Genomic DNA, 13,815 nt, shown 5'->3' on the forward strand with positions numbered 1-13,815 from the left:
GGTCAAAAAGGCGGAGAAAGCGCGGTAGCAGTAAACCCGGTTTCTCACGGCGAAACGATCGCTTCGTCACGTGCTTGCAGTCGCCCGGCGCGGATACGGTCTGCGGGGCAAATCACGGGTTTTCGCGGTGCGATAGCAGGCGTTCGAAGGCAGCCGCGCTGACGGCGGGACTGTAGAGGAAGCCTTGGCCCATCTGGCAGCCCGCGTTCATCAGGTAAAGCGCTTCGGCAGGGGTTTCGATGCCTTCGGCGACGGTTGGCAGGCCGAGGTGCGCGGCGACCGACAGGACCGCGCCCAACAGCGCCTGGCGGCGCGGCGAGGCCGCGGCGATACCGTGCACGAAACTGCGGTCCACTTTCAGCAGGTCGATCGGGATATCGGCGAGATAGCTCAGGTTCGAGTAACCGGTGCCGAAATCGTCGAGCGCGATCGACATGCCCAGGCCCTTCAGGCGATGCAGGACGTCGACCGCGCTGGCGACGTCGCGCATCAGGGCCGACTCGGTCAGTTCGATTTGCACGTCCGGCGGCAGGACGCCGAATCGCGCCATGCAGCCCTCGAGGTGGGCGATGAAGTCGGCTTGGCGTAGTTCCAGCGCCGAAACATTGATGGCGATCGGACCGGGGTCGATGCCGCTGTCGCGCCAGGCGCGCGCCTGGCGCATGGCTTCGTGCATCACCCAGCGGCCCAGGTTGACGATCAGGCCGGACTGTTCGGCGCACCGGATTACCTCGGCGATCGCGAAGCGCGTCCAGTCCGGATGGCGCCAGCGCAGCAGGGATTCGCAACCGTGGATCGCGCCGTCGGCCAGGCACACCTTGGGCTGGTAGAACAGTTCCAGGCCGCCGGTGTCGAGCGCCAGCCTGAGTGCATCCTCCAGCGCGCGCCGCTCGGCCACGCTGTCGAGCATGCGCGGCTGGAACACATTGAACGTGTTGCGTCCCGCCGCCTTGGCGGCGTGCAGCGCCGTGTCGGCGTGCTGCAGCAGCGTGTCCGCGGCCAAGCCGTGCTGCGGATGCAGCGCGATGCCGATGCTGCAGCCGACGCGCATGGTCGCGCCGTCGATCAGGTGCGGCGCCGCCACGGCCTCCAGCATGCGCTGCGCGGCGCCCCGGGATTCGTCCGGCTGGGTGCCGGGCGCCAACAGGATCAGGAATTCGTCGCCGCCCTGGCGGCTGACCATGTCGATCGAGCGGCAGCAAGCGCGCAGGCGCGTCGCGACCGACGCCAGCAAACGGTCTCCGGCCGCATGGCCGAGGGTGTCGTTGATGGATTTGAAGTTGTCGAGATCCAGGTACATCGCCGCCAGGCCCTGGCCGTTCGCGCCGGCCTGGCGCAGGATCTCGGCCAGATGCAGTTGCGCGGCGTAGCGGTTGGGCAAGCCGGTGAGGAAATCGTGCCTGGCCAGGTAATCGACCTGGGACTGGAGCTGGTGTGTGGCGGTGACGTCGTGGAACACCATGACGGCGCCGTCCAGCTTGCCGTCCGGGGCGACGATCGGCGAGGTCGAATCGGCGATCATGATCTCGCTGCCGTCCACGCGCACCATCACGGTGCCCGGCGGTAGCCGGATGGCTTGCTTGTCGTTCATCGCGCGCGTGATCGGATGCTCGACGGCGGCGAGCGTTCCGGCGGCGTGCAGCGCCATCACGGCGTCGATAGGCAGCCCAAGCATTTCCTTGCGCGCACGGACGGTCAGGCTGCAGGCCGCATCGTTGCAGTAGGCGATCGTACCCGCCTCATCGGTGGCGATGACGGCGTCGGCCATCGCCGCCAGCACGATGGCGGCGCCGTTGCGTTCACGTTCGCGCGCACGGACGCGCTCGATGACGGCGACGAAGCGCGCGAACGTGTCGGATCGCGAATCACTGGACAGCATCACGTCGTCCGCCAGGCCGCTGGTGAGCAGCCGGCGCGTCCCGGCAATGTCGATGGCGTCGCCGACGATCACGACCGCCGCGTTGCCGAACACCGCGGGGCTCACGGGCAGCGCCATGCCGGCGCCGTCGTCGTCCGTCGGCGCCAGCAAGAGCAGGTCCGGAAAGGGTGGCGGGACGCATGCGGCTTCCTCCAGCGTCGCCGCGAAACGCAGCACGATGGCGCTCAGGTCGCCCGCGGCCGGCTGGAACAGCAGTGACAGGCGTGCGCGCTCGCCTTCGTCGGTTGTCACGACCTGCGTCACGATATGCATGGCAATTCCTCCCGCGGCGGGGTTCCGTCGCCGCTACACGGTATCACGTTGTCGGCGTGCGCAGCGGTGCGGACGACAGGCGCGCCGGACTGAGTCCTACGTCGGATCCGGACCATTGCATCGATAATGAACCGATGTCATCGGTTATGGAGTGAACAACGTGAGATGGATACCTGAACAACGGCGCGCCATCGAGCAAGGCGGCGGCGACTCGCTGGAAACGTCCTGTCGGGTGATCGACCAGATCGCTTGCCCGGCCTACTGCTGCACGCCTGCCGGCGCCGTTCTGCATTGCAATCGCGCGGCGAGGCGCCTGTGGGGCGCCGCGCCATCGCCGGCCGAGGACGGCCGCTGGGACGGCTTCGCCTCCTTGTGTCGACCGGACGGCAGTCCGGTCGAGAAGGCATCGTCGCCGGCCGCGCTGGCGGCGCGCACCGGCGTCGCACCGCCGCCGACCGAGCTGGTGGCGCAGTCCAACGACGGACAGACGCGCTGCGTGGTGGTCCATGCGCAGCCGGTGCGCGGCGCCGATGGCGTCACCGCAGGCGTGCTATGCTCCTTGACCGACATCAGCGAGCGGCGCCGGCTTCGCCGTGAAATCGAGTCCGTGCGCGGCGACCGGGAAGACTTCCTGCGCGTGCTGGCCCACGAGCTGCGCAATCCACTGGCGTCGGTGATGACGGTCGCCACGATCCTGCGCCGCCGGCCGGGCGAACCGGGCATCGTGTCGATGGCGCGCGTGATCGAACGTCAGACCCGCCAGCTCGCTCGCTTCATCGACGACCTGCTCGACGCCGCGCGTATCGAGCACGCAAGCGATGTGCCGGTGACCAAGCGCGCAGCCAGCCTGGACGAGGTGCTGGCGCCGGCGCGCGACGTCGTCGCCGGCGTGTTGGGCAGGCGCTCGCAGACCTTGCGCGTACACCTCGATGCCGGCGCTGAAGCGCCCGAAACGATGCTCTGGTGCGATCCCGGGCGGCTGGCGCAGGCGCTCGGGAACGTGCTGCTCAATGCCAGTGAATTTTCCGACGACGGCGCCGAGATTGCGCTGGCGGTCTCGGTCGATGGCGAGGTTCTCGACATGTCGGTGAGCGACCATGGCATCGGCGTCGAGGCGAGCGAATTGCCCGCCATGTTCGAGCCGTTCCGCAAGCTTGCCGCGCACCCCCGGCGGGCGCCGTCCGGGGCAGGCGTTGGCCTGGCGATCGCACGCAGCATTTGCGTGTCGCATGGCGGCACGGTTTTTGCCCACAGCGCCGGACCCGGACAGGGGACGCGACTGGAATTCATCCTGCCGGTGGTGCAGGACACGATGTCCGCTTGAGCCGGATCGCTACCTCAATCGGGGACGCGTTCGACGTCGTGCCCGGCTGGCAGAGGCAGGCGCACGTCGAACCGGCTGCCGAACCCCGTGCCGGGGCTGCTCGCGGCGACACTGCCGCCATGCGCCTCGACCAGGCTCTTGACCAGGGCCAGCCCGAGTCCCAGGCCGCTGTCGCGCCCATCGGGAGAACGCGTCGCCTGGGTGTACAGGTCGAACAGGTGCGGCATCAATGTATCGGGAATGCCGATGCCGTTGTCCGTGACGCGCACCATCAGGTCGGCTCCGTGCCATTCGGCGCGCACTTCGATCCTTCCCCCTTCCGGCGTGTAGCGGATCGCATTGCCGAGCAGGTTGGCGGCGACCTGGATCAATCGCGTGCGGTCACCCTCGATCATGCAAGGCCGGGACGGCAGCACGGTGTCGACGCGGTGCCTCTTGGCTTGTGCGGCCGCGTTCAACTGTTCGACGGCGGCCTCGATCACGTCGCGCATGTCGACGGGCTGGCGACGGATCGATACCAAGCCGCGGCTGACGCGCGATACGTCCAGCAGGTCTTCGACCAGGCGGCTCATGTGCCGCACCTGGCGCCCGACCATTTGGCCGAGCTTGATGCTCCGGTCGGGATCGCAGCCGGTCTCGAGCAAGGTGGCGGCCATGGCGGTCGCCGACAGCGGACCGCGCAATTCATGGCTCAGGATCGACAGGAATTCATCCTTGCGGTGATCGGCCGATACCAGCGAATCGGCTTTTTCCTTGAGCAACAGGTTCAAGGCCTCGACTTGCCGGTTGGTGCGTTCGAGATGCGCGCTGACGTCGAGCAGCTCGTTCTGCTTGGCCTGCAATGCCGCCAGGGCATGGGTCAGCTCGCGGTTTTGCTGGTTCGCTTCGGACAGCGCGATGTTGCCGGGCAGTTCCGCCAGATTGCCTACGGCGCAGGTGAGGTCGTGGGCGGTCAAGGCGGGCGCCTGGGCTGGAAGCAGCTTGGCGCACACGATGCGCGTTCCGTCCGCATTCGCGTGAATATCGAACTCGTCCATGAACCTGCGCGCCACCGACAGTCCGCCCAGCATGGTGCCGGCGTCGCCTACGAGCGCCGCGCGAACGTGCGCGGCCGGTATGCCCGCACCGTCGTCATCGACCACGATCGTCAGCGCCTGATTCCTGCCGACCGTACCGAGAAAAAAGCGCACCTTGCCGACGCCCGCATGGGACACGGCATTGCGCGCCAGCTCCGACACGGCGGTTGCGATACGGGTCTGCCCGTTGCCGCGGAATCCGCACAGCGCAGCGATCTGGCGCGCGCGCAGGCGCGAGGCGATGACCTCGAGCTCGCTGTGCACCGTGACCGTCAACAGGTGATGAAGCGGCGCTTGCCGTTGCAGCATCGGATCGTCGGATATGCTTTCGTTGGTACGCATGCAAGGTACGTATGCCTGTATTATGGTGGGCTCGGCGTCATGCCCGGCGAGTAGCTGCACGCGTGGGAAGAGGTGTAAGCATTATCCTACAAATGCCTAAAGAATAGTGAGTCTCACCCAATTAAACGACAAGCGCGCCGCACATGCTGCTCGGGTTGGAAGAGTGTTATAGTCGGACCCTTGAGCGGTTAAGATCCGATGTCTCCAGGTCGGCGAATGACTTTCGTAGCCTGACCAATGATGGGGAACCGGTAATGACCAATGACGGCGTTTTGCTTGCAGGTGTGGTGAGGGACCATGCGGTCATGCTCGGTGGCGAGTGGCAGGAACACTATGCCGCCGCAACGATGCGTGTCGGACCCGGCGAAGCCGAACGGTCGCGAGATCAATGCCTCCGATTCGTTCACGCCTTGGCCGAAGCGCTGCAGTTTGCTGAACTCGACAATGTCGACGGCCGTGCATGGGACGATGTCAAGCGCGAACTCGACGCGATCTGCAGCTTCCGGGCCAGCGACGGGTCCACCTCGGTCGCGACCGCCACCTTCATTTTCTCTCTCAAGCAGCCGCTGTTCGCGCTCTTGCGTCGATATTGTGCCGGGGACGCCCTGGCTCTCGCGCGTGTTTCCTGGACGGTCAGCATGCTTGTCGACCAGCTCGGCCTGTACACGCTCGACGTATTCCAGAAAAGCCGCGACCAGATCGTCGTTCGGCAACATCGGGAGCTGCTCGAATTATCGACGCCGGTCATCGATTTGTGGGACGGTATCATTGCACTGCCCCTGATCGGTACGCTCGACAGCATGCGCGCCCAAGTCGTGATGGAAAGCCTGCTCGACAAGATCGTCTCCAGCGGCGCGCACACGGCGATCATCGACATCACCGGTGTGCCGACCGTGGATACGCTGGTGGCGCAGCATTTGTTGAAGACCATTGCGGCGGCGCGCCTGATGGGCAGCGATTGCATCGTGAGCGGTATTCGTCCGCAAATCGCCCAGACTATCGTGCATCTCGGCATCGAACTCGATACGGTTCTGACAAAAGCCACGTTGGCCGACGCCCTCGCACTGGCGATCGGGCGGGGCCACCCGCGGTCGGCATGATCGAGCGGATAAAGCTCGAGCAAGGCTCGTACGGAATGCGGGCCCGGGCTGGAATCAAACGTACGCGGTTTGTCCAGGCAGGCTGATAGGGCGCGAATGCCAGTGCGCGGCGGGTGTTCTTGATGCGAGCGACGCGAACTGCGGCCTGCAAGCAAGAAAACAGGGAGATCGAAGAAAACGTTGCCTCTACCATGCCAAGGGAAACAAGACTAAAAAGCTTGTTGAAGCAATATCTGCAAAGTCATTTGCTTCGCAAAATCTCGGTGAGCCAAGTCGCGCGTCTTTCACCAGCTGGGAACATGAAGCGGCGACGGTCAATCCGATTCAAGTCTGGTCGCAACCCTGGACACCCGGTTTCCGACGAACGCGAACGTACGTTGGCAAATAGCCAGCAGTGACCATGTTCATGCTGGGATTGCTTGTTTTCTCCGAAAGAATGCCCACCTCCGATCTCTTCGGAGTAGCAATCAATGCGCTCTTTTAGGGTAATATTCGCCAGCCCGCGCGCTTCCATGACGCCTCGGGCATCCATCTCAGCCTCGATCTTCCGCGCCCAAGCCTGGGCCTGTGCCTTCGTTGGAAATGTTGCCGTCACGGCCTTGTGACCCTCGTGGCGAATCTGTGCCCGCCAGGTCTGGCCTCGCTGAGCGATCGTCGTCATTTGGTGCATATTTGGAGTAACGGGTGAGGGAAAGTGGGACGGTTCGCGGGAGCTTGAGGGAAGCCGCGTTGCGCCCTCTCATAGGGAAAAGTAGGGATTTGATGAAGCACAGCAAGCGAAAATTATCTGTAGCACCCATGATGGACTGGACCGACCGCCACTGCCGCGTCTTCCACCGCCACATTACACAACATACCTGGCTGTACACGGAGATGGTCACCACCGGCGCCCTGGTCTATGGCGACGTCGAGCGTCACCTGCGCTACAACGAGATGGAGCACCCGGTCGCCCTGCAGCTGGGCGGCAGCGACCCGCTGGACCTGGCGAAAAGCGCGAAGCTGGGCGAGCAGTGGGGCTACGACGAGATCAACCTGAACTGCGGCTGCCCCTCCGAACGGGTGCAGAAGGGCGCCTTTGGCGCTTGCCTGATGTCCGAACCGCAACTGGTGGCCGACTGTGTGAAAGCGATGCGCGACGCGGTGGCGATCGACGTTACCGTGAAGCACCGCATCGGCATCGACCACAACGAGGAATACGGCTTTGTCCGCGATTTCGTCGGCACCATCGCCGACGCCGGCTGCAAGACTTTCATCGTGCATGCCCGTAACGCCATCCTGAAAGGCTTGTCGCCGAAGGAAAACCGCGAGATCCCGCCGCTGCGCTACGAAGTCGCCTACCAGCTCAAGCGCGAGTTCCCGGATCTCGAGATACTGATCAATGGCGGCATCAAGACCGGCGACGAGATCGCCCTGCACCTGGAGCACGTCGACGGCGTCATGCTGGGCCGCGAGGCCTACCACAACCCCTGGGTGATGGCCGACTGGGACCGCCGCTTCTACGGCGACACGAACGCCCCCCTGAAAACCCGGGTGCAGGTACTGGAAGCCATGATTCCCTATATCGCCGAGCAACTGCGCCTGCACGGCGGCCATGGCTTGAAGCTGAACAGCATTACCCGCCACATGCTCGGCATGATGACCGGTCTTCCGGGTGCGCGCGCCTTCCGCCAGATGCTGTCCGATCCGAAACGCCTGGCCGAAGCCGATCCGGCCCTGCTTCTGGAGGCTGCGGCACGCATGCCGATCGTTGCTTAAATTACGATAAAAACAACTATTTTTCTTAAAAAGGGCGCACTTCAGTGCGCCTTTTTCGTTTCCTGTCGGCAAATTGATACAAATCATTGCATTTAAAATAATGATGCCTTGCATCAAGCTTGCTCGCCGGCAAGACTGCAAGCATAATTTGTCTTGTTGAACACCAACACTGTTGTTGAGCTGAAACAGTTCGGATGCTGCAACCGATTTCCAAGTTTCCGGTCAGAACTTTTGATTTATCCTGTCGGAAATAGTCGAGTGAATACATACATACGACTAACGCGTCGCACGGCGCAGGAATCCGGGCGAATTTCGATCAATAGATACAGGAAAGAACACGAGCATGGCTTTTTTGAATAACTTGAAGGTCGGTACCCGACTCGCACTCGGCTTCGCGCTGGTGCTGGTACTGCTGGTTGCGGTGACGGTGGTGGGCATCGTTCGCATGTCCGAGATCCAGGACCGCCTCGACCGCGTGGTCAGCGTCAGCAACGTGTCGACCGGCCTCGTGATCGATATGCGCAACAACGTCAGCGACCGCGTCGCTTCCCTGCGCGTCCTGACCCTGATGACCGATCCGGCCGACATGGAACCGGAAATGGCCAAGTTCAAGGAACAGACCCGGAAGTACGACGAAGCCCAGAAGAAGCTGTCGACGATCTTCGCGGCCCACGCCAGCGACAAGGAAAAAGCGCTGCTGGCCCAGATCAAGGAATTCGAAGGCACCGCGATGCCGGCAATCGCCAAGGCATCGGAACTGTACCTGGCAAACAACGCCATGGACGCCACCCGCGTGATGATCCGCGAAGTGCGCCCGGTGCAGAAGAAGTGGATGGATGGCCTGGACCAGCTGGCCGTCCTCGAGGAAAAACAGAACGCCCAGAGCAAGGCCGACGCCGAGTCCGCTTTCCAGAATGCCCGTAACTTCATGATCGTCCTGCTGCTGGCAGCGGTCGCCATGGGTGTCGCGATGGCCTGGCTGATTGCCCGCAGCCTGCGCAAGCAGCTGGGCGGCGAACCGGCTTACACCGCCCAGATCGCCGGCAGTATCGCCCACGGCGACCTGTCGATCGCCATCGAAACCGATTCGTCGGACCGCGGCAGCCTGCTGGTCGAAATGAAAGAAATGCGCAACAGCCTGGTTGGTATCGTTGAGCAAGTGCGTCGCGGCACCGAGACCATCGGCACCGCCTCGCGTGAAATCGCTGCCGGCAACATCGACCTGTCCTCGCGTACCGAACTGCAGGCCAGCTCGCTGGAAAAGACCGCCTCGGCGATGGAAGAATTGACCTCGACCGTGAAACAGAACGCCGACAACGCCCGTCAAGCGAACGCCCTGGCGGCGACCGCTTCGGACGTGGCCCGCAAGGGTGGCGAGGTGGTGTCGCAAGTGGTCGGCACCATGGGCGAGATCAACACCTCGGCCAGCAAGATCTCGGACATCATCGGCGTCATCGACGGCATCGCCTTCCAGACCAACATCCTGGCGCTGAACGCCGCGGTGGAAGCGGCACGTGCCGGCGAACAAGGCCGCGGCTTTGCGGTGGTGGCGTCGGAAGTGCGTAACCTGGCCCAGCGTTCGGCTGCGGCGGCGAAAGAAATCAAGACGCTGATCGGCGACTCCGTCGAGAAGGTCGAGCGCGGCAGCAAGCTGGTCGGCCAGGCCGGCGTGACGATGGACGAAGTCGTGAACAGCGTGAAACGCGTGACGGACATCATGAGCGAGATCGCCAACGCCAGCGCCGAGCAGAGCGCAGGTATCGAACAGGTCAACATGTCGATCATCGAGATGGACAGCATGACCCAGCAGAACGCCGCACTGGTGGAAGAGGCCGCTGCCGCAGCGCAGAGCCTGCAAGACCAGGCGAGCGAGTTGTCCCGCGTCGTCAGCATCTTCAAGCTGAGCGAGGGCGAGCAGTACCAGGCCGAAGCCTCGGTTCCCGCAGCGACGAGCACCGCCGTGGTGGTGCGTCCCGCAGCAGCGGCCAAGCGCCCGGCCCCGGCCCTGAAAAAGCCGGTCGCGAAGAAGCCAGCCGCAGCAGCAGCGGCAGCTCCTGCGCAGGATGAAGTCCCGGCCGCCAAGCCGAAGAAGGCCGCCACCGTCGCCAGCGACGAGTGGGAAGAATTCTAAGAGAGAAAAGCGCCGGCTTCCGGGCCGGCAAGCAGTGAGACTGCCAACCTTTAACAAAACCTTATTGGGGAAATGATGAAAAACCTGACCGTGAAACTGATCGCAGCAATGACCCTCGCCACCGCAGCAGGCGCCACCTTCGCCGCCGAAGTGCCGGCGACCTTTGATCCGAAAAAGTGCGCGGTCGAGTACCCGAAAGCTTCCCTGATGAACGAAGAACAAGGCACTACTTCGGCATCGTTCCTGGTGAGCGCCGACGGCACCGTGACCGAGTCGAAGCTGGACAAGTCGAGCGGTTTCAAGAACCTGGACAAGGCAGCCCTGAAAGGCCTGTCGGCATGCAAGTTCAAGCCGGGCACCAAGGACGGCGCACCGGCCCAGACCTGGGCCAAGGTCGACTACGCCTGGAAACTGGACTAATCCAGACAGCGGTTCTCACTGAAACAGCCGGCCTGGTGCCGGCTGTTTTGCATTTCGGCATGCAGTTACAACTCTCCAACATCGTGTATCGTTTGTAAGCACTTTTTTCAATTCAACCGTGCGCGGCAGCGGCTGGCTATAGTGATTCCAACACAAACCGAAAGGAGAATCACCATGAAAAGCATTCTTGCCGCTACCGCAGCCGTCCTGATCAGTACTGCCGCCTTCGCGCCGGTCCAGGCGCAGGCCCAGGGCCGCACCGAAGTGATCGTGGTGCACAAGGCGCCGCCGGCACCGATGCGCGAAGCCATCCCCGCCGCCCGCCGCGGCTACGAATGGGTGCCGGGTTACTGGAGCTGGAACGGCCGCCGCTACACCTGGGAACGCGGCCACTACGAGCGAGTGCGCGCCGGCTACGTCTACCATCGCCCGGAATGGCGCCAGGACCGTAACGGCTGGTATATGGAACGTGGCGGCTGGGTCCGCGAAGACCACCGCATGGCGCGCCGCGACCGTGACGGCGACGGCGTCCCGAACCGCTACGACAACCGTCCGAACAATCCGAACCGCTACTAAGCCGGTCTGAGGGTTAAAGGAGAAACCGCCTGCATCGCAGGCGGTTTTTTTATACCGTGAACGACACCGGCGCCGCGTCTACCGTGTCGAGATCGCTGCACACGCGGTTGCGCCCGCCCATCTTGGCGCGATAGAGCAGGGCGTCGGCCCGGGCCACGAAGTCTTCGGCTTCGGTCATCTCGTCAGGGAGCGCCTGGTGGGTGTGCACGCCGGCGCTGATCGTCACCACGCCGCCCGGATTGTCAGCATGGGGAATGGCCAGTTCCAGGATCGCCTGGCGCAGGCGTTCCGCCACGTAGCGCGCGCCGACCTGGCCGGTGGCCGGCAGCAGCACCGCGAATTCCTCGCCGCCGTAGCGCGCCGCCAGGTCGGCCGGACGGCCCAGGCTCTTGCGCAGGCAGCCGGCCACCTGGCGCAGGCAGTCGTCGCCGGCCACGTGGCCGTAGCGGTCGTTGTACTTCTTGAAGAAATCGACGTCGAGCAGCACCAGCGACAGCGGCGCCGCGGTGCGCGTGGCGCGGCTCAGTTCGCGCGCCAGGGTGTCGTCGAAATGGCGGCGGTTGGCGATGCCGGTCAGGCCGTCGTTGGTAGCCAGCACCGTCAGGGCCTGGTTGCGCTCCTGCAGGTGTTCCTCGGCGATGCGCAATTCGGCCTCGAGCTGGTCGCGGATCACGATCTGGCGCACCAGGCGCATGCCGACCAGCGCCAGGATCAGCACGATCAGCACGGTGCCGCCGGTCAGGAGCAGGGCCGACTGCTGCCATTCCTCGAGGATCTCGTGCTTGGAGCGGGCGGTGGCCACGATCAGCGGCAGATTGTCGAGGTGGCGATAGCTGTACAGGCGCACCACGCCGTCGACCTTCGAGCGCAGGATCGCCGTGCCCACCGGCCCGCGCGTGCGGTACATCTGGAAGATCGGGCCGCCCGCCACGCTGGTGCCGATCAGCTTTTCGTTGAACGGACGGCGGTAGATCATGGTCGCGTCGTCGAGCGTCAGCAGGATCACGCCTTCGCGGCCGACGTCGAAGCTGTCGTAGAGGTCGGCGAAGAACTCGATGCGGATGGTGCCCAGCGCGACGCCGGCGAAGCTGCCGTCGGGATGGTCGATGCGGCGCGAGATCGGCAGCACCCAGACGCCGGTCGAGCGGCTGCGGATCGGCTTGCCGACGTGCACGCCGCGGTCGGCGTGCTTCAGGTGGTACTGGAAGTATTCGCGGTCGGCATTGTTGCCGGTGATCGGGCGGTCGAGCGAGGACACCAGCCAGCTGCCGTCGGCGCCATAGACGAACAGGCCGTGCAGTTGACCGACCTCGGCCACCATATTGCGCAGGTGCAGGCGCAGGCGGTCGGACGAGGCGGAAGACAGGCCATCGTGCTCGACCCGCTCCACCACGCCGGCCAGCACGGTGTCGACGATGCGCACCGTGCTCTCGGCCTGGGCGGCGAGCGCGCCGGCCATGTTCGCGGTCGAGGCCGAATTCTCGGCCAGGCGCGTCTCGCGCGCGGTCCAGACGCTCCAGGCCTGGGCTCCCACCAGCAGGAAGCAGAACAGGACCAGGACCCTGACCGCGAGGCGCACAGCGGGGCGTTTTTGTGCCGTCAGGCGGGTGATCGGTGTAGGAAGGGTCTGCTTGTCTGGCATCAGAAAGGCCACTGGGGCACGGTGCTTGGCTGAACCCCGAGAATAGCCATGCCGCAGGAAAAAGTCGAGCCTTACGCGCTGCCGGCGCGAGCGCGGCATTTACTTGGAGGCAGACCTTGCATACAATCGGTTAAATAATTGGTTAAACGTTTTCCAAAACATACTTACAGGAGACCCGATGCCGCATCCCACCCAGCCCGTTTTCCGTCCGGCCCTCGCGGCCCTGTTCCTGTCCGTGTTTGCCCAGGGCGCCGCGCTGGCCTGCGAGGCCGCGCCGCCGGTGGTGCGTGACATCGACGCCAACCGCTACTACACCGACAGCCGCAGCTCGATCGTCGACCCGGTGCTCAAGGCGCGCAACGAGGCGGCGGTGAAACCGGTCAACGACTACCTGGAGGGCGTGGCGCGCGCCGCGAATGCCTGGCAGCGTGACGGCAAGCCGGCGGATGCGCAGTGCGGGCTGGGCTGGCTGCAGGCCTGGGCCGAGGGCGGCGGGATGCTCGGCACGATGACCACCAACCAGTCCTGGTACACCCGCAAGTGGACCCTGTCCGGCCTGGCGCTGAGCTATGCGCGGGTCAAGCCGCAAGCCACCCCGGCCCAGCGCGCGGCGATCGAAGCCTGGCTGCGCCGGCTGGCCGACCTCACCATCGCGCACGCGGACGCGCACAAGGGCGTGCGCAACAACCACTATTATTGGGAAGGCCTGGCCGTCACCGCCACCGGCGCGGTGACGGGAGAGGCGCGCTACCTGGCCTGGGGCCGCAAGGTGTTCGACCACGCGATGGGGCAGATCCAGCCGGACGGTTCGCTGCCGCTGGAAGTTGCGCGCGCCGGCAAGGCGCTCGGCTACCACCTGTACGCGGCCGCGCCCCTGGTATTGATGGCGTCGATCCTCGACCTGCAGCATCCGAACCTGGACCGGCTGGTGCGCTTCGGCGCGGCCAACGTGGCCGATCCTTCGGTCTTGCAGCGCATGACCGGGGCCGAGCAGGAGAAGCCGTCGCGCATGCCGGGGTGGGTGGCGATCTACGACCGGCATGCGGCCGAGCCGTGGGCGAAGGAGGCGCCGCCGGCCAATAACTGGGATGCGCGCATGGGTGGGGACCGGAGTTTGCCGAATCCACTGGAGCATCTCAGGTAGGGTGCACGGCTCCGCCGTGCGCGCGTCCGAATGCACGACGAAATGACGCGCATCGTCCATTTCCACGCCGGTTGAACGCGCGGACGGCAAAGCCGACTGGGCGTCCCCGTCCAC

11 protein-coding genes are annotated in these 13,815 nt (G+C 64.6%); 7 read left to right on the forward strand and 4 right to left on the reverse strand.

What is annotated here, in order from left to right; genetic code table 11:
* Nucleotides 1-112: 112 nt before the first annotated feature.
* Entirely contained in the window at nucleotides 113-2,191 is a 2,079-nt protein-coding gene (locus LQ564_RS14495; RefSeq protein ID WP_231058807.1) for a putative bifunctional diguanylate cyclase/phosphodiesterase, read from the reverse strand.
* Nucleotides 2,192-2,423: 232 nt separating this feature from the next.
* On the opposite strand from LQ564_RS14495, the gene LQ564_RS14500 reads away from it, so the two are divergent.
* Nucleotides 2,424-3,515: a PAS domain-containing sensor histidine kinase gene (locus LQ564_RS14500; RefSeq protein WP_231058808.1), complete on the forward strand. Its 1,092-nt coding sequence runs from the start codon at nucleotides 2,424-2,426 to the stop codon at nucleotides 3,513-3,515.
* Nucleotides 3,516-3,529: 14 nt separating this feature from the next.
* Here the strand turns inward: LQ564_RS14500 and LQ564_RS14505 are convergent, their stop codons facing one another.
* Nucleotides 3,530-4,933, reverse strand: a complete 1,404-nt coding sequence (locus tag LQ564_RS14505; RefSeq protein WP_231058809.1) for a sensor histidine kinase — start codon at nucleotides 4,931-4,933, stop codon at nucleotides 3,530-3,532.
* Nucleotides 4,934-5,187: 254 nt separating this feature from the next.
* Here LQ564_RS14505 and LQ564_RS14510 point away from each other — a divergent pair, with 254 nt between their 5' ends.
* Nucleotides 5,188-6,033: an STAS domain-containing protein gene (locus LQ564_RS14510; RefSeq protein ID WP_231058810.1), complete on the forward strand. Its 846-nt coding sequence runs from the start codon at nucleotides 5,188-5,190 to the stop codon at nucleotides 6,031-6,033.
* A 241-nt stretch (nucleotides 6,034-6,274) separates the two neighbouring features.
* On the opposite strand, the gene LQ564_RS14515 is transcribed toward LQ564_RS14510, so the two are convergent.
* Nucleotides 6,275-6,694, reverse strand: coding sequence for a hypothetical protein (locus LQ564_RS14515; RefSeq protein WP_231058811.1), 420 nt, complete (start codon nucleotides 6,692-6,694; stop codon nucleotides 6,275-6,277).
* A 101-nt stretch (nucleotides 6,695-6,795) separates the two neighbouring features.
* Between LQ564_RS14515 and dusA the strand changes: the two genes are divergently transcribed.
* The 4 genes from dusA to LQ564_RS14535 all read left to right on the forward strand — a co-directional run bounded on the left by dusA (nucleotide 6,796) and on the right by LQ564_RS14535 (nucleotide 10,915).
* Nucleotides 6,796-7,788, forward strand: coding sequence for a tRNA dihydrouridine(20/20a) synthase DusA (gene dusA, locus LQ564_RS14520; RefSeq protein WP_269143543.1), 993 nt, complete (start codon nucleotides 6,796-6,798; stop codon nucleotides 7,786-7,788).
* Between the two features lie 343 nt (nucleotides 7,789-8,131).
* Nucleotides 8,132-9,919 (forward strand): methyl-accepting chemotaxis protein, encoded by a 1,788-nt coding sequence (locus LQ564_RS14525; RefSeq protein ID WP_231058813.1) that lies wholly within the window; start codon nucleotides 8,132-8,134, stop codon nucleotides 9,917-9,919.
* 75 nt (nucleotides 9,920-9,994) lie between these two features.
* Nucleotides 9,995-10,339 carry an energy transducer TonB gene (locus LQ564_RS14530; protein ID WP_231058814.1) on the forward strand — a complete coding sequence of 115 codons (345 nt, stop codon included), beginning with the start codon at nucleotides 9,995-9,997 and terminating at the stop codon, nucleotides 10,337-10,339.
* A 174-nt stretch (nucleotides 10,340-10,513) separates the two neighbouring features.
* Nucleotides 10,514-10,915 (forward strand): hypothetical protein, encoded by a 402-nt coding sequence (locus LQ564_RS14535; protein WP_231058815.1) that lies wholly within the window; start codon nucleotides 10,514-10,516, stop codon nucleotides 10,913-10,915.
* A gap of 49 nt (nucleotides 10,916-10,964) precedes the next feature.
* Here LQ564_RS14535 and LQ564_RS14540 read toward each other — a convergent pair whose 3' ends face one another.
* On the reverse strand, nucleotides 10,965-12,557 hold the full coding sequence (locus tag LQ564_RS14540) for a sensor domain-containing diguanylate cyclase (RefSeq protein WP_231058816.1): 1,593 nt from the start codon (nucleotides 12,555-12,557) through the stop codon (nucleotides 10,965-10,967).
* 178 nt (nucleotides 12,558-12,735) lie between these two features.
* Here LQ564_RS14540 and LQ564_RS14545 point away from each other — a divergent pair, with 178 nt between their 5' ends.
* Nucleotides 12,736-13,701, forward strand: a complete 966-nt coding sequence (locus LQ564_RS14545; RefSeq protein ID WP_231058817.1) for an alginate lyase family protein — start codon at nucleotides 12,736-12,738, stop codon at nucleotides 13,699-13,701.
* Nucleotides 13,702-13,815 lie beyond the last annotated feature (114 nt).

The organism is Massilia phyllostachyos (assembly GCF_021044825.1).
Taxonomy (GTDB): domain Bacteria; phylum Pseudomonadota; class Gammaproteobacteria; order Burkholderiales; family Burkholderiaceae_D; genus Telluria; species Telluria phyllostachyos.

Bases quoted from the DNA above. Each gene is read 5' to 3' on its own strand.
- LQ564_RS14495 (WP_231058807.1), bottom strand. From the start codon at position 2,191: ATGCATATCGTGACGCAGGTCGTGACAACCGACGAAGGCGAGCGCGCA.
- LQ564_RS14505 (WP_231058809.1), bottom strand. From the start codon at position 4,933: ATGCGTACCAACGAAAGCATATCCGACGATCCGATGCTGCAACGGCAA.
- LQ564_RS14510 (WP_231058810.1), top strand. From the start codon at position 5,188: ATGACCAATGACGGCGTTTTGCTTGCAGGTGTGGTGAGGGACCATGCG.
- LQ564_RS14515 (WP_231058811.1), bottom strand. From the start codon at position 6,694: ATGACGACGATCGCTCAGCGAGGCCAGACCTGGCGGGCACAGATTCGC.
- dusA (WP_269143543.1), top strand. From the start codon at position 6,796: ATGAAGCACAGCAAGCGAAAATTATCTGTAGCACCCATGATGGACTGG.
- LQ564_RS14525 (WP_231058813.1), top strand. From the start codon at position 8,132: ATGGCTTTTTTGAATAACTTGAAGGTCGGTACCCGACTCGCACTCGGC.
- LQ564_RS14530 (WP_231058814.1), top strand. From the start codon at position 9,995: ATGAAAAACCTGACCGTGAAACTGATCGCAGCAATGACCCTCGCCACC.
- LQ564_RS14535 (WP_231058815.1), top strand. From the start codon at position 10,514: ATGAAAAGCATTCTTGCCGCTACCGCAGCCGTCCTGATCAGTACTGCC.
- LQ564_RS14540 (WP_231058816.1), bottom strand. From the start codon at position 12,557: ATGCCAGACAAGCAGACCCTTCCTACACCGATCACCCGCCTGACGGCA.
- LQ564_RS14545 (WP_231058817.1), top strand. From the start codon at position 12,736: ATGCCGCATCCCACCCAGCCCGTTTTCCGTCCGGCCCTCGCGGCCCTG.